The 19,951-nt window shown below is 44.2% G+C and carries 16 protein-coding genes; 9 read left to right on the forward strand and 7 right to left on the reverse strand.

Features of this window, described 5'->3' with window-relative positions; translation table 11 throughout:
- Positions 1-453: 453 nt before the first annotated feature.
- Genes RZ44_RS01460 through RZ44_RS01470 form a run of 3 tightly spaced genes read right to left on the reverse strand, consistent with a single transcriptional unit; the run spans position 454 to position 3,471 of the window.
- On the reverse strand, positions 454-1,791 hold the full coding sequence (locus RZ44_RS01460) for a CoA-disulfide reductase (RefSeq protein WP_035807662.1): 1,338 nt from the start codon (positions 1,789-1,791) through the stop codon (positions 454-456).
- A 1-nt stretch (position 1,792) separates the two neighbouring features.
- On the reverse strand, positions 1,793-2,635 hold the full coding sequence (locus RZ44_RS01465) for a DegV family protein (protein WP_035807664.1): 843 nt from the start codon (positions 2,633-2,635) through the stop codon (positions 1,793-1,795).
- 14 nt (positions 2,636-2,649) lie between these two features.
- The gene (locus RZ44_RS01470; RefSeq protein ID WP_035807665.1) at positions 2,650-3,471 is read right to left on the reverse strand and encodes a Cof-type HAD-IIB family hydrolase; all 822 of its coding nucleotides are present in this window, start codon (positions 3,469-3,471) and stop codon (positions 2,650-2,652) included.
- A gap of 134 nt (positions 3,472-3,605) precedes the next feature.
- Here RZ44_RS01470 and RZ44_RS01475 point away from each other — a divergent pair, with 134 nt between their 5' ends.
- Positions 3,606-3,902, forward strand: a complete 297-nt coding sequence (locus RZ44_RS01475) for a metal-sulfur cluster assembly factor (RefSeq protein ID WP_376698663.1) — start codon at positions 3,606-3,608, stop codon at positions 3,900-3,902.
- A 52-nt stretch (positions 3,903-3,954) separates the two neighbouring features.
- Here RZ44_RS01475 and RZ44_RS01480 read toward each other — a convergent pair whose 3' ends face one another.
- The gene (locus RZ44_RS01480) at positions 3,955-4,779 is read right to left on the reverse strand and encodes an undecaprenyl-diphosphate phosphatase (RefSeq protein WP_035807672.1); all 825 of its coding nucleotides are present in this window, start codon (positions 4,777-4,779) and stop codon (positions 3,955-3,957) included.
- Positions 4,780-4,943: 164 nt separating this feature from the next.
- On the opposite strand from RZ44_RS01480, the gene clpB reads away from it, so the two are divergent.
- Entirely contained in the window at positions 4,944-7,532 is a 2,589-nt protein-coding gene (gene clpB / locus RZ44_RS01485; RefSeq protein ID WP_035807674.1) for an ATP-dependent chaperone ClpB, read from the forward strand.
- A 47-nt stretch (positions 7,533-7,579) separates the two neighbouring features.
- Here the strand turns inward: clpB and RZ44_RS01490 are convergent, their stop codons facing one another.
- The 3 genes from RZ44_RS01490 to RZ44_RS01500 form a co-directional block, all read right to left on the reverse strand.
- Positions 7,580-9,235 carry a glycerol-3-phosphate dehydrogenase/oxidase gene (locus RZ44_RS01490; protein WP_035807676.1) on the reverse strand — a complete coding sequence of 552 codons (1,656 nt, stop codon included), beginning with the start codon at positions 9,233-9,235 and terminating at the stop codon, positions 7,580-7,582.
- Positions 9,236-9,258: 23 nt separating this feature from the next.
- Complete coding sequence (gene glpK, locus RZ44_RS01495) at positions 9,259-10,758, reverse strand: glycerol kinase GlpK (protein WP_035807678.1); 1,500 nt, start codon at positions 10,756-10,758, stop codon at positions 9,259-9,261.
- Positions 10,759-10,862: 104 nt separating this feature from the next.
- Positions 10,863-11,063 carry a YjzD family protein gene (locus RZ44_RS01500; protein WP_035807680.1) on the reverse strand — a complete coding sequence of 67 codons (201 nt, stop codon included), beginning with the start codon at positions 11,061-11,063 and terminating at the stop codon, positions 10,863-10,865.
- 309 nt (positions 11,064-11,372) lie between these two features.
- Here RZ44_RS01500 and RZ44_RS01505 point away from each other — a divergent pair, with 309 nt between their 5' ends.
- The 7 genes from RZ44_RS01505 to fabF all read left to right on the forward strand — a co-directional run bounded on the left by RZ44_RS01505 (position 11,373) and on the right by fabF (position 19,781).
- Complete coding sequence (locus RZ44_RS01505; protein ID WP_035807682.1) at positions 11,373-12,419, forward strand: ABC transporter ATP-binding protein; 1,047 nt, start codon at positions 11,373-11,375, stop codon at positions 12,417-12,419.
- Complete coding sequence (locus tag RZ44_RS01510) at positions 12,416-13,348, forward strand: ATP-binding cassette domain-containing protein (protein WP_035807685.1); 933 nt, start codon at positions 12,416-12,418, stop codon at positions 13,346-13,348. Before RZ44_RS01505 ends, RZ44_RS01510 begins: the two co-directional genes overlap by 4 nt.
- Before the next feature lie 8 nt (positions 13,349-13,356).
- The gene (locus tag RZ44_RS01515) at positions 13,357-14,319 is read left to right on the forward strand and encodes an ABC transporter permease (RefSeq protein ID WP_035807688.1); all 963 of its coding nucleotides are present in this window, start codon (positions 13,357-13,359) and stop codon (positions 14,317-14,319) included.
- A gap of 226 nt (positions 14,320-14,545) precedes the next feature.
- Entirely contained in the window at positions 14,546-15,421 is an 876-nt protein-coding gene (locus RZ44_RS01520; protein WP_035811460.1) for an ABC transporter permease, read from the forward strand.
- Positions 15,422-15,594: 173 nt separating this feature from the next.
- Entirely contained in the window at positions 15,595-17,436 is a 1,842-nt protein-coding gene (locus tag RZ44_RS01525) for an oligopeptide ABC transporter substrate-binding protein (protein ID WP_035807689.1), read from the forward strand.
- A 147-nt stretch (positions 17,437-17,583) separates the two neighbouring features.
- Complete coding sequence (locus tag RZ44_RS01530) at positions 17,584-18,540, forward strand: beta-ketoacyl-ACP synthase III (RefSeq protein WP_035807693.1); 957 nt, start codon at positions 17,584-17,586, stop codon at positions 18,538-18,540.
- Positions 18,540-19,781, forward strand: coding sequence for a beta-ketoacyl-ACP synthase II (gene fabF, locus RZ44_RS01535; RefSeq protein ID WP_035807694.1), 1,242 nt, complete (start codon positions 18,540-18,542; stop codon positions 19,779-19,781). Before RZ44_RS01530 ends, fabF begins: the two co-directional genes overlap by 1 nt.
- Positions 19,782-19,951 lie beyond the last annotated feature (170 nt).

Raw genomic sequence — 19,951 nt, forward strand, 5'->3', positions numbered from 1 at the left:
GACAACGGCGGTTTCCCGTTGTGAATCGAGCAGTCTCGGATGACAACGGCGGTTCCCCGTTGTGAATCGAGCGTTGCCGGATGACAACGGCAGTTCCCCGTTGTGAATCGAGCGTTGCGGGATGACAACGGCAGTTCCCCGTTGTGAATCGAGCGTTGCGGGATGACAACGGCGGTTCCCCGTTGTGAATCGAGCGTTGCCGGATGACAACGGCAGTTCCCCGTTGTGAATCGAGCAGTCCCGAATGACAACGGCGGTTTCCCGTTGTGAATCGAGCGGTCCCGGATGACAACACCAATCCACCGTTGTGAATCGAGCAGTCCCGGATGACAACACCAATCCCCCGTTGTGAATCAACCCGTCCCAACCAACAAACAACAACCAACAACCGCCTACTCCACACCAAAAAAACCGAATCCATCAAAAATGGATTCGGTTCCCTAAATATAAACTCTACAGTTTCTGAGCTTTCTCTATCGCTTTGTATCCAACCATATTGATAACGTCTTTCGGACTGGAGAAGGGTGGCGCGTAACCGACTTCAATGTTGATCAGATCATAAACAGTGCCGCCTAAACGCGTGTGTGCGGATAAGACGTCGATGCGTTTATCCACGCCGGCAGTACCGACGACTGCTGCTCGCAGTATAATTCCGGTTTCAACCGAAACGTACACGCGCACGTGTATCGGTGCTGCGTCTTTCATATACCCGGATTTATTTTTCTGTTTCTGATCGACAACGAAGTGGGGGACGTCTGCCGCTTCTTTTTCTGATAAACCTAATGTTGCAATATGATAGTCGAAGAACTTAACGATGTTGGTACCGAGAAATCCTTCATGCGTAATGGTTTTATCGCCTGAAATCTGATTTGCAATTATGTGTGCGAGTCTGTGTGCAGGCCATGCGAGTGCAGCCTGCATCAGCATGGCAGGCATATGCTGATAGTGAGTGATTGTCGCATCCCCAAGTGCATATATATTACTGATGTTCGTCTGGCAGTTCTTATTAATCGGAATTTGACCGTTATGAAGTGCAACCCCGGAACCGTTTAAAAATCCGGTGTTTGGCTGGATACCGACACCTGTTATAATCAGCTCCGCATTAATAGTTTCACCGTTTGACAGTACGGCCTGTTTGCCGTCGACATAATCGATTTCCGTATTCAGCTTCAGCGTGACACCGTGTTCGGTCATCGCTTCGTAGAGCACACCGTTCATATCAGCTTCGATGTTTTTGTAAATTCGTTCATCGTGCTGGAGTACAGTAACGTGAATGCCTCTTTCAGTCAGATTTTCTGTCACTTCAAGTCCGATATAACCTGAACCGACGAGTACGGACTCTTTGACGTTATTTTTTTCGATGTATGACATGATGTGGTCAAGGTCCGCCAGCCGGTGGAGTGAAAATGCCTGTTCGGCATCTTTTACCGCCTCAAGCTGTTTCGGTGAACCGCCCGGTGACAGAATCAGCCAGTCATATGTGTCGGTAAATTCTTTGCCGCTGTTTTTATTAAACACAGTCACAGTATTTTCTTCTGAATTAACTGACCGGACTTCATGTCCCGTCTTCACAAAGATGTTTTTCTCCATGAATTTTCCAGGTGTCATATTCATAAGGCTGTCCCGGTTTTCAATGTCTCCGCCGATGTAGTACGGCATACCGCATGACCCGTAGCTGATGTCATCATATCGCTCGTAAATAACGATTTCGATATCCGGGTTCAAACGGCGGAGCTGGGATGCTGCAGTGGCACCGCCTGCAACACCGCCAACTACTATTGCTTTAGCCATCTTACTGGCCGTCTTTAAAGTAGAACAGACCGATAGTGCCGTCTCCGGTATGCGAACTGATTGTCGGTCCGATACTTGAGATGTTTATCGTTTCAAGGTCAGTTTTTTCAAGCAGCTGTTTCTTCAGATCATTTGCAGCTTTTTCAGCGTCGGCGTGAACGATATGTCCCGTTGCTCGTGCGCCTTCTTCGTTTGAAATTTCAACCATGCGCTTAAATACTTTTTTAAGTCCGCGGTGTTTTTCCAGCGGAATTAATTTTCCGCCTTCAAGATGAAGGAGCGGTTTAATATTTAACAGACCGCCGACGAATGCAGAACCTTTCGATAAACGTCCGCCTTCTGCAAGGTAGTCGAGATCATCTACTGTAAACAGATGTCTGATATTGCTTATATCTTTTTGAATTTTAGCAGTGACAGTATCTTTATCGTCGCCGTCAGCGATGTAGCCTGCAGCTCTTTCGATAATTAAACCGATTCCGTAACTCGCACCTTCTGTGTCGAACAGTGTGATGTCCGCATCGGGCTGCTCTTCAAGAATCATGTCTTTCGCGATTGAAGCACTCTGGTATGTACCTGATAAAGCGCTTGAAAAACCGATGTAAATAATACTTTCGTTTTTGTCTGTATATTCTTTGAACATGGAAGCAAATGCTTCCGGATTTGGCTGACTTGTCATCGGACGTTTGCCGTCTTTTATTGCCTGAATGACTTCTTCACTCGTAATTTCAAACTGGTCTTTGTAGCTCTTGTCTCCGATTTGGATTGTCAGCGGCTGTACGTCAGCACCAAGTTCACGTGCTCTTTCGAGCGACAGGTCTGAACAGCTGTCGATTATAAGTTTCATTTATAAAGTCCTCCTTATGGTTTTAGACGCAGGTCAAAGAATTCATTTAAGAAGTGACCGATACCGTCATTATTATTATTTGATTTTGTTACGTAGTTGGAAATATTCTTAATATCATCAATCCCGTTTTTCATTGCAACACCGTGTTCAACGTACTGAAGCATTTCAGTATCGTTGTCTTCGTCACCAAAAGCGATAGTGCGGCTTTGCGGAATGTTTAAATATTCTCTGGCATAGTCGACACCGACTGCTTTGTTTATCCCTTTTTTAATAATTTCAAGTACAGGATAAGGTGCACCCCAGCGGCGCTGCTCAATAACTTCGGCAAACAGGTCATCGAGTGTCTTTCTAATGTTCGGCATTTCGGATTCCTCAGCCTGAACGAGAATACTCGTCACATCTTCAGTGACTGTTTCATACAGATTACCGACGCTTATTTCAGGGTTACCCATCTTAAATGCATCAAAGAGCACGCTGTCGTGGTAGTGAATATATATATTATCTTTTATTTCAGCAACGATATTTTTAATATTAAGCTCCGGTACAATTTTGGCGATTTCCCTGGTTACTTCAAGATCCAGTGTTTCATGCTTCATCTGGAAGTTGAAATCTGTCGGATGATGGACAAATGCACCGTTAAAGTTAACGACAGGCGTCGTCATTTTTAATTCTTTATAATATGGAACACTTGCCCGGTAGGGACGCCCGGTGGAGATCATCAGTTCGTGCCCCTGTTGTTTAAGTGTTGTGAGCACTTCTTTCGTATACGGAGTGATTGTCTTTTCATCCGTTAAAAGAGTACCGTCTAAATCTAAACAAATTAAATGCTTGTCCATATAAATCTCCCTTTTATTTGTGTTAATTAAAATGTTTCTTCTTAATAATAGCATTTATATTTATTGAATGTATAATTTTTGTTATAGTTATGATACATACACTACAGTAAGGAGTGATTAGTTTGGATAAAGCAATGGAAGAAAGCATGTACGGTGCGTTAGAGAACGTTATTGACCCCGAACTTGGTATAGATATAGTGAACCTTGGTTTAGTTTACGGTGTAAACCTCGACGACGAAGGTAATGCTGGTGTGGAAATGACATTAACTTCGATGGGGTGCCCGATGGGACCTCAGATTATGGGACAGGTGGAACACTGCCTGCTGGAACTGCCCGAAGTTAAAGATGTACAAATCGCAATCGTCTGGAACCCGCCATGGGATAAAGACAAGATGACACGTTATGCGAAAATCGCACTTGGGGTCAGCTAATTTAACTTAACAGCACAAAAAAGCCGCGAAGAATTTTCTTCGCGGCTTTTTTCTATGCCCAGATGAACTGGTAAAGTATTGAAAATGTTCCAAGTGCAAAACAGTAGTATACGAAAATAATCAGGTTACCGCGCTCCATAACATTTTGCAGCCATTTAACTGCAAAGTACGTTGCGATTACCGAAACGATAAACGCCAGCAGATAGGCAAGCCATAACGTATTCATGTTCGGATCATTAACGATGTCCCCAACGGACAGCATTGCAGTTCCGAGAGATACCGGAATATATAACAGGAAAGCGAAACGCAGTGCATTTTTCTGACTCAGGCCGACAGCGATTGCTCCGACAATTGATGCACCGCTTCGGCTGATACCGGGTGTTAATGCCATACACTGGGCTATACCGACAATAATTGAATCTTTTACAGTCAGGTCACCATCCTGTTTAACTCCGCGTTTATTTTTAATGAATAATAAGGCAACACCTGTAACAAGAAGCATTAAGCCGACAAACCCGACAGAAATATTATCCCCGATGACATCTTTTAATAACAAACCCGCAACACCGACAGGAATAGTAGCGATAATAAGACAGATTATATATTTGAAATCGGTCACTGCGTCGTTATCTCTGGCACCGTTAAAAACAAATCTCCATAAGTTTTTAATGATACTGATAATATCTTTTCTGTAAACTGTAAGAATTGCAAGGAGTGAAGCTGTGTTTAAAAATATTTCAAACGACAATCCTGAAGCTTCAATTCCAAACAGCTCGCGTGCAATAACGAGATGGCCGCTGGATGAAACCGGAATCGGCTCGGTAATTCCCTGAAGCAATCCTAAAAATACATATTTAATAATAGTAATGATATCCAACTTTATAAATCCTCCTTAAAAGACCCATCAATAAATATATGATAAATTGCACAATATTGCTATTAATTACTTGATTTAAAGATGGAAAAGCGTATAATTAAATTAAGGTCAAAAAAGGTCAAACTAATTTGAACCTTAATTTTACTTAACCGAGGTGAAGTAAATTGGATATTAACAAGATGACAGTGAAAGTGCAAAACATAATTGAACGTGCGCAGCAGTATTCACAGGAACTGAAACTGCAGTCGATCGAACCCGAAGCGGTCATAAAAGCGATGCTGACGGCAGATGAAAGTATGAGTGCTGATATACTGACCCGCGCAAAAATTAATACAGACAATATTATTGAAGCTTACGATGAAAAATTAAGTAAATACAATTCGGTAACCGGAGACAGCGTTGAATACGGCGTATATATGTCGGACGGCTTTTCGAAGCTGTATAACAAAGCTGAAAAGAAAATGGCGGAAATGGAAGACTCATTTATCTCCCAGGAGCATATGCTTCTTGCAGCGCTTGAAGAAGACAATATATTAAAAGAGGCCGTCGTCAATAAAGCGGACATTATTAAAGAAATCATAAAGAAAATCAGAGGGGGAAACCATGTGACAACACAAAATCCTGAAAACCAGTATGAAGTGCTGGAAAAATACGGCCGTGATCTGGTCGAAGAAGTCAGAAACGGCAATGTAGACCCTGTAATCGGTCGCGATGAGGAAATCCGCGACACAATCCGTATACTGAGCCGTAAACGTAAAAACAATCCGGTGCTGATCGGTGAACCCGGTGTCGGTAAAACAGCAATCGTTGAAGGACTGGCACAGCGTATCGTGCGTAAAGACGTGCCGGACAGCCTGCTCGACAAAACAGTATTCGAGCTCGATTTAACATCGCTCGTTGCAGGTGCTAAATACCGCGGTGAATTTGAAGAAAGACTGAAAGCAGTTTTAAAAGAAGTGAAGGAATCAGACGGCAGAATTATTCTCTTTATCGATGAAATTCATATGCTGGTCGGTGCCGGTAAAACAGACGGTGCAATGGATGCCGGCAATATGCTGAAACCGATGCTGGCACGAGGCGAGCTGCACTGCATCGGCGCAACGACGACAAATGAATACCGGGAATATATTGAAAAGGATTCGGCGCTCGAAAGACGTTTCCAGAAAGTACAGGTGCCGGAGCCGGATGTCGAAGATACGATTTCCATTTTGCGCGGACTTAAAGAACGCTACGAAGTACACCACGGTGTACGCATTACCGACCGTGCACTCGTCGCTGCAGCGGAATTATCGGACCGTTATATTACGGATCGTTTCCTGCCGGACAAAGCAATTGACTTAATGGATCAGGCAAGTGCGACAATCCGTACTGAAATGGGTTCAAACCCGACAGAACTCGATCAGATTAACCGCCGTGTTATGCAGCTTGAAATTGAGGAGCAGGCATTAAAAGGCGAAAAGGATACAGTATCTGCAAATCGTCTGGCTGAACTGCAAACAGAGCTCGGCGATATAAAAGAAGAACAGAAAACATTGCAGAACAAAGTTGAAAAAGAAAAAGAACAGATTCAAAAAGTGAATGACAAGCGTGCCGAAGTCGACAAAGTGCGTCAGGAGCTTGAAGAAGCTGAAAACAATTACGAACTTGAACGTGCAGCGGAACTCCGCCACGGTAAACTGCCTCAGCTTGAAAAAGAACTTGCGGAATTTGAAGCTGAAATGGAAACCGCATCGGACGAAGGACGTATAATAAGAGAAGTTGTGACCGAGGAGGAAATCGGCTTTATCGTCAGCCAGTGGACCGGTATTCCGGTAACGAAGCTCGTTGAAACCGAAAAAGATAAACTGCTTAAACTTTCTGATATACTTCACGAGCGTGTCGTTGGCCAGGATGAAGCGGTGGATCTTGTCGCTGATGCTGTAATCAGAGCACGTGCAGGAATTAAGGATCCTGACAGACCAATCGGAAGCTTCCTGTTTTTAGGACCGACGGGTGTCGGTAAGACGGAGCTCGCGAAAGCACTTGCCGCAACGATGTTTGATTCGGAGAAACATATAATCCGCATCGATATGAGTGAATATATGGAAAAACATTCTGTCTCAAGGCTGATTGGTGCACCGCCGGGATACGTCGGTCATGAAGAGGGCGGACAGCTGACTGAAGCGGTACGCCGTCAGCCGTATTCAGTCATCCTGATGGATGAAGTGGAAAAAGCGCATTCCGACGTATTCAATATTCTGTTACAGCTTCTCGATGAAGGCCGGCTGACTGACTCAAAAGGGCGGAGTGTTAACTTTAAAAACACAATCGTTATTATGACTTCGAATATCGGCTCCCAGCATCTCCTGGACACGGTCGTTGTCGATGGTGAACTGAGCGATGAAACGAAAGATATTGTTATGGGTGAAGTTCATCAGTACTTTAAACCTGAAATTATTAACCGTATGGACGATATTGTCATGTTCAGTCCGTTAACCAAGAAAAATATGGGTGCGATTGTCGATCGTCTGCTCGTTGACCTAAACAGACGTCTCGATAATCAGCACATGTCACTTGAAGTAACGGACAGCGTGAAAAACTGGGTGGCTGAAAGTGCATATGAGCCGCAGTTTGGTGCCCGTCCGCTGAAACGTTTTATTCAGAAACATATCGAAACACCGCTTGCGAGAAAACTGATTGCGTCAGATTTGACTGAAGGACTGCATATTAAAGCAGATTATGTGGATGATGAACTGGTATTCGATATTAAATAATAAAATAAAGAGCGTCTGAAATGAAAATTTCAGACGCTCTTTTGCTGTTATCTCCTCGTATCTTCGATTGCAGCATCGAGTTCTTTGCTGTATTTGTTTTTTACTTCATCACCGAATCCAAGCGTATCCTGCAGCAGCTGTTCAACACCGCTCCGGTACATGAGCACATCGTCGATTTCGAAGTACAGCTTGCCGGAACGGCGGACGAAAAAGTCTGTCGGTTTAATTACCATTTCATGCAGTATACCGTATATAACTTCTGCATAAAGCGGCTTTGAAAGACCGTATTTTTCATGGTTGTTATTCGTAATGCCCGCATACTGATAAACAGCTTCGGCATTACTGCCGTATTTCATGGCGAGCACATGACCTTCATCCAGTGAAAGGCCGTAGCTCGGTGCTTTGCGGCTGATATTGTCGACGTAGTTCTGATAGCCGACACTGCCTCCGACTTTTCCGCCGGAGACCGGCTCGTTTTTAGTGGATACTTTCTTCAAATGCATTTTATGATGTTTTTTCAGATATTCCGAAACTTCATCGGTAATTTCCTCTGCCATATGACGGTAGCCTGTCAGTTTGCCGCCGGCAATAGTAATCAGGCCGCTCGTACTGTGCCATATTTCGTCTTTACGGGAAATGTCGGAAGCATTTTTGCTGCCGGACTGTATGAGCGGACGGATGCCTGCCCATGAAGATTCAATTTTAGAAACATCCAGATTTAAATCAGGAAACATAAAATTAACGGCATCGATCAGATATGTTTTATCTTCGGCATCAGCAGTTGGATTTTCCTTCTGTTCACCGTAAAAAGTATCCGTTGTGCCGACGTATGTTTTTCCTGCACGGGGAATTGCAAAAATCATCCGGCCGTCTTCTTTCGTGTCGAAGTACACCGCCTGGGTTAACGGGAAGTCCTCCTGCTTAAAGACAATATGAACACCTTTAGTATGAACCAGATGCTTTTTAGTCTGTTTGCCTGCCTGGTCATTTGCACGGACTTCATCGACCCACGGTCCTGAGGCATTGACGACAGCTTTACTTTTAATTTCATACGTTTCATTTTTGAGAACATCGGTCGCGGTAATACCCGTTACAGTCCCGTTGTCGTACAGGAACCCTTCAGCTTTGACATAGTTGACTGCATCTGCACCGTATGAAGCAGCTTTTTTCATAACTTCGATAGTCAGCCGTGAATCGTCAGTTTTATATTCCACGTAATGGCCGCCGCCGCGGAGCCCGTCGGTTTTAATGTTTGGGACGCGTTCAATGACTTCTTTTTTAGAAAGCATATTGCGGCGCTCATTTTTATCGACCTGTGCGAGAGCGTCGTAAACTTTTAACCCGAGACTTGTAGTAAACTCACCGAATGTCCCGCCTTTATGAAACGGCAGCAGCATCCATTCCGGTGTAGTAACGTGCGGACCGTTTTCATAAACAATAGCACGTTCGCGCCCGGTTTCACGGACGACGTTTACCTGCATTTGTTTTAAGTAGCGGAGACCGCCGTGAATTAACTTTGTACTGCGGCTGCTCGTACCGGCAGAAAAATCCTGCATTTCGACAAGTGCAACATTGAGCCCGCGCATCGATGCATCGAGAGCAATACCGGCACCTGTAATACCGCCGCCGATAATAAGCAGATCGTATTCAAATTTTGACATATGCTCGAGCTGGTGTTTTCTAGTGAGAGCGTTTAACATAATTCTCCTCCTGTATATAAACCTGATTAACTGTCTGCTTTAAACATCTGGGTGGCACGTACAGCGCTCTGCCAGCCGCTGTACAGAGATTGACGTTCTTTATCATCCATCAGCGGAGTAAATGTGGAGTCTGTTTTTTTAAGTGTCTCCAGTGCCTCCTGTGATTCAAAAAATTCCGTGGCAAGGCCGGCAAGATATGCGGCACCGAGTGCTGTAGACTCCAGTATTTCCGGGCGTTCAACATTAGTCTGCAAGATATCCGACTGGAACTGCATCAGGAAATTATTCGCCGATGCACCGCCGTCAACGCGGAGTCTGTCAATCGCAATACCTGCATCCAGCTGCATTGCATCCAGTACATCTTTTGTCTGGTAGGCAACAGCTTCAAGTGTCGCCCGGCTTATATGCGCTTTTGTGGCACCCCGGCTCAGCCCGAACATCGCACCGCGCGCTTCTGAATCCCAGTAGGGGGCACCGAGACCGGTAAAGGCTGGAACTACATAGACACCATCCGACGAATCAATCTCAAGTGCATACTGTTCGCTGACTTTTGAATCGCTGAAAAATTCAAGGCTGTCGCGCAGCCACTGAATCGCGCTGCCTGCAACAAAGATTGAACCTTCCAGAGCATAAGTCACTTTGCCGTTAATACCGATGGCAATTGTCGTTAACAGACCGTTGCTGCTCGTGGTCGGTTCTTCACCGGTATTCAGCAGCAGGAAGCAGCCGGTACCGTACGTATTTTTGGCGTCGCCTTCTTTGAAACAAGTCTGGCCGAACAGTGCTGCCTGCTGGTCACCGGCAATACCTGCAATCGGAATATTGTACCCGAAGAAATGGGATTTGGTCGTGTAGCCGTATACTTCACTCGAAGATTTTACTTCCGGAAGCAGTGCAGCAGGTACATCCAGTACTGACAATAAATCTTCGTCCCATTTGAGTTCATGTATATTGTATAAAAGTGTCCGGCTCGCATTCGTATAGTCAGTCACATGAGTTTCGCCTTCTGTAAATTTCCAGATGATCCAGCTGTCTATCGTACCGAAAAGAAGTTCGCCGTTTTCAGCTTTCTCTCTGGCACCTTCGACACGATCGAGAATCCACTTAATTTTCGTTCCTGAGAAATAAGGATCAATCAGGAGACCGGTCTTTTCACGGAACATCGGTTCATGACCCTGCTCCTTTAAAGTGCTGCATATATCAGCGGTTTGTCTCGACTGCCAGACGATTGCATTGTATATGGGAAGCCCTGTGTTTTTATCCCATATTACCGTCGTTTCCCGCTGATTTGTAATACCGATGGAGTCGATTTCTGCAGGAGTAACATTGTTTTCAATCATTACACCGGCAACGACTGACAAGACAGAGCTCCATATTTCATTGGCGTTGTGTTCCACCCAGCCGGAGCGGGGGAAGTACTGTGTAAATTCCCGCTGATTGGAAGCGGCAATTTGTCCGTCCCTGCCGATAAGCACAGCACGTGTACTCGTCGTTCCCTGGTCGATGGACATGACATATTTCTTCATATTTTATAACCTCCACAAAGGTGAAATTAAATAATAAATGACTATACCCGTTTTACGGTAAGTTAAATAAAATAAAAAAACCGGATTTCATAATGAAATCCAGTTTAGTGTTCGTCGCCCGCATGCGTGTGGTCAGCTGACATTTTAGTCAATCCGTCAAGAATGAAGATTGCTAATGTAATTGCAACAGCTAAAACAACACCGATCCAGAAATTAATCGGACCGCCTCCAGCAAGACTGTTTAGTATGAAGTTAACCATTTGAGTGAGCAGGAATGCCCAGAAAAATGTAACGAGATATCTCATGAGTGAGAAGCCTCCGATTTAACGTATTTTTATATATTCATTTTACATTAAAAAGTGTTCAAAGTATAGTACGAAAAAAATAATTACTGAAAACGCTTGCATTATTGAAAACGGTCTCATAAAATAAGAGTGCAAGTGATTATGCATAACTGCATATTCATAAATAATATACAGAAGAGTTTGTAATTTTTAGACAATTCGTATTGCCTTTTTGACTGTGTCTTTATACAATAGAAAAACAAACGTTAGATTTTACATAATTTGAAAAAGAGGAAAAGTTTTGACAAAGGGAAAGTTAAGGTGATTTAAGTGGGAGAAGAGCTACTGAGCGTTAAAAATCTGACGACATCCTTTAAAATCGACGGGAATTATTATCCCGCGGTTGACGGTGTATCACTCGATATTAAACCGAACGAAGTGGTGGCACTCGTAGGGGAGTCGGGTTCAGGTAAAAGTGCAACGGCGTTTTCATTAATGAAACTGCACCGTAAAGCACGTATCGAGGGGCAGGTTAATTTTGAAGGAAGGGACCTCCTTAAATATAATGAAAAAAAGATGAATAATATTCGGGGCGGGGAAATGGCGATGATTTTCCAGGATCCGATGACTGCGTTGAATCCGCTGATGAAAATAAAGCATCAGATTATGGAAACGCTGAAAATACATAAGACGAAAGCTAAAAGTGAAAGGGAAAGCTATGCGATTGAACTTCTGTCGAGAGTAGGTATTCCAAACCCGGAACGTGTCGGTGAAGCGTTCCCTCATGAGTTGTCAGGAGGAATGAGACAGCGTGTTGTTATCGCGATTGCGATTGCCAACAGACCGCGTCTGTTAATCGCAGATGAACCGACAACGGCACTGGATGTAACAATCCAGGCACAGATTCTTGATTTAATCAGAGAACTGCAGGAAGACCTGAACTCGGGTGTACTTCTCATTACACACGACCTCGGAGTCGTAGCTGAAATGGCTGACCGTGTTGCAGTTATGTACGCAGGACAGATTGTGGAAATTGCTCCGGTAAGAGAACTGTTCAAAAATCCGAAGCACCCGTACACAAGATCATTGCTGAACTCTCTGCCGAACGAAGATCAGCACGGCAGTAAACTTCATGTTATCGAAGGGGTAGTGCCTGCACTGAATAAAATGGAACGTGAATCATGCCGATTCGCTCCGCGTATTCCGTGGATTCCGGCTGAAGCTCATGAGCATAATCCGGAACTTCGCGAAATTTCCCCGGGGCACCACGTCCGCTGTACGTGCTACAAAGATTTCTACTTAAAATCAGATTCTGATACAGGAATACAAGTAGAACAGGCACAAATGGAAAACGCCGAAGAAGAGGTGACGGAATGAGCAATTTACTCGAAGTCAAAGATTTAAAAGTGTATTACCCGATCAAAGGGGGATTCTTCAATACAGTTAAAGACCATGTTAAAGCAGTAGACGGTGTGTCACTGAACATACCTCAGGGGACTACTTACGGTCTTGTAGGGGAATCGGGATCAGGTAAAACAACTACCGGTAAAGCAGTTATCGGTCTGAACCATATAACAGAGGGAGAAATACTTTTCGACGGCAAGCCGATTAGCGGCAGCGGAAAGTCGGTTGAAAACAGCCAGGAAATACAAATGATTTTTCAGGATCCATATTCATCACTGAACGTGCGTAAACGAGTTTTTGATATCGTCAGCGAGCCGATCAGAAACTACCATAAGCGTACGAAAGATGAACTGATTGCCGAAGTTTTAGGTCTGCTTCAGAAAGTCGGCCTTCCACCGGGTTCTCTTTACAAATATCCGCATGAATTTTCGGGCGGTCAGAGACAGAGAATTGGTGTAGCAAGAGCGATTGCCCTGAATCCAAAACTGATTATTGCAGATGAGCCAGTATCGGCACTGGACGTATCGGTTCAGGCGCAGGTGCTTAACTTTATGCAGGAGATTCAAGAAGAAATGGATTTAACGATGCTGTTTATCGCACATGACCTCGGTGTAGTCCGTCACATGTGCCAGCATATCGGAATTATGTATCAGGGCCGCCTCGTCGAAGAGGGGACAGCGGAAGAAATTTTTAATAATCCGCAGCATCTCTACACGAAACGTCTGATTGCGGCAATTCCAGATACAAATGTTGATAAAATTGATGAAAATCTTCACATCCGCCAGTCGGTTAAAGAAGAGTACGATCAGCATTTTCACGAATATTTAGATGAAGACGGCAGAGCATTGCCGCTGATTAACATATCGGCGACACATAAAGCAGCATTGCCGGCAAAGGGGTGAAGAGCTGAATGTTAAAATTTACTATTAGACGTCTGATTATATCGTTTCCGCAAATTATTTTACTGAGTATTTTAATATTCTTCCTGGGTTCTTTAATGCCGGGGGATGCACTGAGCGGTCTGATTGACCCGACGGTGCCTATTGAACAGATTGAACGTCTGCGCGAACAGATGGGATTAAATAATCCATGGTATATCCAGTACAGAGACTGGATGTTCTCAATGCTCCAGGGAGACTTCGGTCACTCGTTCTTTAAACAGCAGCCGGTACTCGATGTAATCGGGGACAGAATGCTGAATACTGTATGGCTGTCATTATTCTCGGCAGTATTAATTTACTTAATCGGTATTCCACTTGGCCTTGTGTCAGGACGCTGGAATGACTCACCGCTCGACAGCATTATTACAGGATACACATACTTAGGTTTCGCAACACCGACTTTCATCTTTGGTTTAGTTGTTCTTTTACTGTTCGGTTATACACTTGGCTGGCTGCCTACCGGTGGATCTGTCGGGGCAGGTATAACTCCGGGAACACTGGAATATGTCATCAGTAAGATACAGCACCTTGTCCTGCCGAGCTTCTCGATTGCCTTAATCGGACTGGTAGGAACAGTTCAGTACTTACGAAGCGGTATTATCGAAACAAAACAAAAAGACTTCATTACTTTAGCGCGTGCTAAAGGGGTGTCGGAAGGTAAAGTATATACAAAACACGTTTTCAGAAACTCAATTTTACCAATTGCAGCATTTTTCGGTTATGAAATTACTGCATTACTTGCCGGCTCACTGTTTATTGAACAGATATACGGTTATCCGGGAATGGGACGACTGTTCCTTGAATCAATTTCAATCCGTGACTTCTCGGTAGCGAACGTACTTATTCTCATGTACGGCATGCTCGCGATAATCGGTACGTTACTGTCGGATATTATTTTAAGTATTGTGGATCCTCGTATCCGCATTAAGTAAGGAGGGGTGTATATTGGCTAACGAAAGAGAAGAAAAAAGCAGAATCAATGACAACGAAAATAATACGTATAAGTATAATGAAACATCGGAAAATAAAGAACACACCCCGCCTGAAAAGGGCGACGGGTTTTCACTGAAAGACAATGACAAGAGTGAATCAAAAGAACTGGACATGAGCGTTAAAGCGGATTTACCGCACGGCGCGACAGGGCACGGTGCGCTGGATATGAAAAATCTTCCGCGCTCGAAGCCGGGCTGGAAAATTATATTTGAAGAACTGATCAGCGACAAACTGGCACTGTTCTCACTTATACTTTTAATTATTATTACATCTTATGTATTTGGACTGACTATGTTCCTTAACCAGGCGGCAATCGTTAAAGTCGATTTATTCTCGATTAACCAGCCGCCGAACGATGATTTCAGACTCGGTACCGACTACGGCGGCCGTGATATATTCGGTCAGCTGATTATCGGAACGAGAAACTCGCTTGCTATCGGTTTCCTCGTTACAGCAATCAGTGTCGGTTTCGGTGTTGTTTACGGGATTGTGTCAGGATATTTCGGCGGACATATTGATAACGCGATGATGCGTATTGTTGACTTCTTTATGGTACTTCCATTCCTGATGATTGTTGTAGTATTCGTAACAATCGTTCCGTCATACGACATCTGGACATTCTCACTGATTATGGCAGCATTCCTGTGGACAGGGACTGCAAGACTGATTCGTTCAGTGGCAATGCAGGAGAAAGAACTTGATTACATTAATGCATCTAAGACACTCGGCAGTTCGCATATTAAAATAATCTTTAAGCAGCTGATGCCGAACCTTGTCGGACTGATAATCGTTAACGCTACACTGTCACTTGCAGCGAACATCGGAATTGAGTCCGGACTGTCGTTCATCGGTTTCGGTTTCCCTGAGAGTACTCCTTCACTGGGTACGCTGATGGCATACGCTATTCAGACTCAGACACTGCAAAACAGATGGTGGATCTGGGCACCTGCTGCGATACTGATTTTAGTATTAATGCTGTGTGTAAGAAACATCGGGGAAGCATTCAGACGTGCAGGGGATGCCCGTCAGAGAAATGCATAAAATTGATAACACAATTTTCTAAAAATTTAATTGAAATAATGCATAACTATGCTATTATGAATATTAAGAAAACTTTACAAACATATTTTGGAAGAAGTTCAATTTGGTACTAAAGTTCGGTTAGCTGAACTTTGTATATATATCAAGCAGTAAAAAACAAAGGAGGAAATAAAATGACTAAAATTTCTTGGTCGAGGTTTTTATTCCTCATGACGCTGGCATTAGTATTAGCGCTGGCAGCATGTGGGGGAGATTCTTCAGAAGAAGATACATCTTCGGATGATGCTTCATCAGAAGAGTCTGGTGACGAAGAGTCGGCAGATGAAGGTGATTCTGCTTCAGGCGATGTCTACAACTACGAAGACTTCGCTAAAACAGTATCTAATACAGGAGAACCATCAGGTGAAGGAACTTTAAACATTGGTTATTCATCAGATACTCCATTTGAAGGTACGCTGAACTGGGCATTCTATCAAGGGGCTCCGGATGCAGATATGATGGCTCACTTTGATGAGGCAGTTCTTGCAATGGATGCAGATTTCCAGTATACAAATGAAGGTGCTGTACAGTACGAAATGAACGAAGAAGACAACACAGTTACGTTCACAGTACGCGACGGCGTTAAATGGCACGATGGCGAGCCATTAAAGATCCAGGATTACGTTTCTTCATATGAAATCATTGGACACCCGGATTACGACGGTGTGCGTGGTTCAACTGACGGCTTTACATTAATCGAAGGTTACGAAGAGTATAGAAACGGCGAAGCTGATTCTATCTCAGGTATCGAAATCGTCGACGAAAAAACAGCTGTATTTACTTATACTGAACTTGCTCCATCATTAACAGCGGGCGGGTTCTGGTCATATGCATTCCCGACTCACCACTATGAGGGAATGGAAGTTTCAGAAATGGCAGCAGCTCCGCAAACTCGCGAAAACCCGATCGGTATCGGGCCGTACAAAGTTGATTCAATCGTTTCTGGTGAATCAATCACTATGTCTAAATTCGAAGACTACTGGCGCGGTGAGCCGGGTCTTTCAGAAGTTACAGTACGCGTAATCGCTCCATCTTCAATTGCAAGTGCAGTTGAATCAGGAGATGTCGATATCGCTAAGAGCTTCCCGACTGACCAGTATCCGGATGTTGCAGATATGGAAGGTGTGGAATGGTTAGCTAACATCGATGGTGCATACACTTATATCGGTTTCAAACTTGGTTCATGGGATGCTGAAGCAGGTAAAGTAGACTACAAACCGGAAGAAATGAAGATGGGTGACGTTGAACTTCGCCGTGCTATGTGGCACGCAATTGACAACGATGCTATCGGAGAGCGTTTCTACAACGGACTTCGCTGGAAAGCAACTTCATTAATTACTCCTTACCATGCTAACTGGCATGAGGAAGTAGATGTTCCGGCTTACGATCCTGAAGAAGCAAACCGTATTCTTGACGAAGCTGGATACGAAGACGTTGACGGCGACGGCATGAGAGAAGACAAAGAAGGCGAACCGTTATCAATTAACTTCGCATCTATGTCAGGTGGAGACATTGCTGAACCATTAGCAAACTACTACATCCAGTCTTGGAGAGATATCGGCTTAAACGTTGAATTAACTAATGGTCGTCTGATCGAGTTTAACACGTTCTACGACATGGTTGAAAACGACGATCCTGAAATCGATATTTACCAGGGTGCATGGGGTGTTGGTTCTGACGTAGACCCATCAGGTCTTTACGGCGAGGATGCTCCATTTAACTACACTCGTTACGCATCTGAAGAAAACACTGACTTATTAACTAAAGGTAACTCACAGGAAGCACTTGATGTTGAGTACAGAAAAGATATCTACAACCAGTGGTCTGAACTTATGGCTGAAGAAATCCCTGTAATTCCAACTCTATACCGTGCATTCGTTACACCTGTAAACGAACGAGTAATCAACTACTCTGAAGATTACGAGTGGAATGAAGATCTGTTATGGTACCGCGTTGGTGTTGAAGACGCAGAATAATAGTCTTAACAGACAGGAACCGGAGACAATTTGTCTCCGGTTCTTTTTATGTTTATCGATTCAGGGCTTTGTTTTTAATTGAACAAAACATCGAATTATGATAAATTAGTACCTAGTAATATAATGAGACTATAAGGTGTGATAAGCATGACAAATGTAGGGATTCTCGGCATTGGTTCATATGCACCAGAAAAAGTATTTACGAATTTTGACTTCGAAAAAATTCTCGATACTTCTGATGAATGGATTAGAGAAATGACAGGTATAGAGGAACGACGTTTCGCTGAGGATATGGAAACGAGCGATATGGCGTTTTACGCAGCAGAAGAAGCGATCAAAAACTCAGGTGTGGCGAAAGAGGATATTGATTTCGTCATTGTCGCTACATCAACCGGAGAACACAAATTTCCGTCTGTGGCGAATATGATACAGGACCGTCTTGGTCTGAACAACATCCCGTCGGTGGATCAGCTGGCAGCATGTTCAGGATTTATTTACGGCCTGGCAACTGCAGAAATGTTCGTTAAATCAGGCAACTACAAAAATATACTTGTAGTCGGTGTAGATAAGCTGACAGAGATTACAGACTTCAAAGACCGTTCGACAGCAGTGCTGTTTGGTGACGGGGCAGGCGCTGTAGTTGTCGGTGAAGTTGAGGAAGGCTTCGGTATTAAATCATTTGAACTCGGCAGTAAAGGTTCCGGCGGCAAATATTTATACGGTGACAGAGAAGAAGGTTACATTCGTATGAACGGCCGTGAAGTATTCAAATTTGCAGTCAGACAAATGGGTGAATCAAGTGTTGCAGTGACAGAAAAGGCAGGACTTGCCAAAGAAGACATCGATATGTTGATTCCACATCAGGCAAATATTAGAATAATGAATGCGGCGAGAGAACGTATGGGGCTTCCATATGATAAAATGAGTGTAACTGTCAATAAATATGGAAACACTTCGGCGGCATCAATTCCGCTCAGTATAGATTATGAAGTGAAAAGAAACCGCATTAAACCGGGAGACAATATTGTTCTCGTCGGATTTGGCGGCGGTTTAACATGGGGCGCAGTTTGTTTAACTTGGGGTACTAAGAAGGAGGACTCTTAATGACTAGAAGGAGAGTTGTAATTACCGGTGCAGGGGCAGTGACACCGATTGGTAATACAGCAAAGGAAACGTGGCAGAATGCATTAGCGGGTAAAAATGGTATTGCAGAAATTACAAACATCGATACGGAACAGTTTAATGTTCATATCGGAGGAGAAGTAAAAAACTTAAATATAGAAGACTTTATCGATAAAAAAGAAGCACGCAGAATGGATAAATTTACACAGTTTGCCGTTATTGCTGCAGATGAAGCGGTCAGAGATTCAGGGCTTGAAATTAACGACAGCAATGCTGATCGTGTCGGCGTATGGATCGGTTCGGGAATCGGCGGTATCCAGTCGCTTGAAGACGGGTTTATCGCGCTGACAACTAAAGGGCCCAGACGTGTAAGTCCATTCTTCGTTCCGATGATGATTCCGGACATGGCGAGCGGCCAGGTATCAATCCGTGAAGGTGCAAAAGGACCAAACGGTGCGACGGTAACAGCATGTGCGACGGGGACAAACTCAATCGGTGATGCATTCAAAATTATCGAACGCGGTCAGGCGGATGCAATGATTACAGGCGGAAGCGAAGCACCGATTACGAATATGGGTGTTGCAGGATTCCAGGCAAACAGAGCATTATCAAGCTCGAATGACCCGAATTATGCATCGCGTCCATTCTCTGCAGACAGAGACGGGTTCGTTATGGCAGAAGGCGCAGGCGTACTTGTGATTGAAGAACTTGAACATGCAAAAGCACGCGGTGCACAGATTTACGCTGAGATTGTAGGGTACGGCTCGACAGGAGACGCACATCACATTACAGCCCCGGCACCAAACGGTGAAGGCGGCGCACGTGCAATGTCGGAGGCACTGAAAGACGCAGGAATTAACCCTGAAGACGTTCAGTACATTAACGCACACGGTACGAGCACACCGTATAACGATGAATTTGAAACACTGGCAATCCGTTCAGTATTCAAAGAACATGCGGATAATCTGCTGATTAACTCAACTAAGTCAATGACGGGACACATGCTTGGCGGTGCAGGCGGTATGGAAGCAATCATTACTGCATACAGCCTTCGTGAAGGTAAAGTTCACCCGACGATCAACTTAACAAACCCGGCACCGGAATGTGACCTTAATTACGTGCCGAACGGTGCACAGGAAGCAGATCTTAAGTATGCTGTTTCAAACAGTCTCGGATTCGGCGGACATAACGCATCACTTGTATTCAAAAAATACGAAGAGTAATTTAAATAGTAAAAAGCATTTCGTCCGAAGAGGACGAAATGCTTTTTTTATTATGCGTGAGCGAGCGTCATTCCCGAGGAAGCGACGTTTACTCCGCAATGAGCGAGCGTCATCCCCGGGAAAGCGCGTTTGCACCGCAATGAGCGTCTGTCATTCCCGAGGAAGCGGCG

The sequence above is a fragment of the Jeotgalicoccus saudimassiliensis genome (assembly GCF_000756715.1).
GTDB lineage: Bacteria > Bacillota > Bacilli > Staphylococcales > Salinicoccaceae > Jeotgalicoccus > Jeotgalicoccus saudimassiliensis.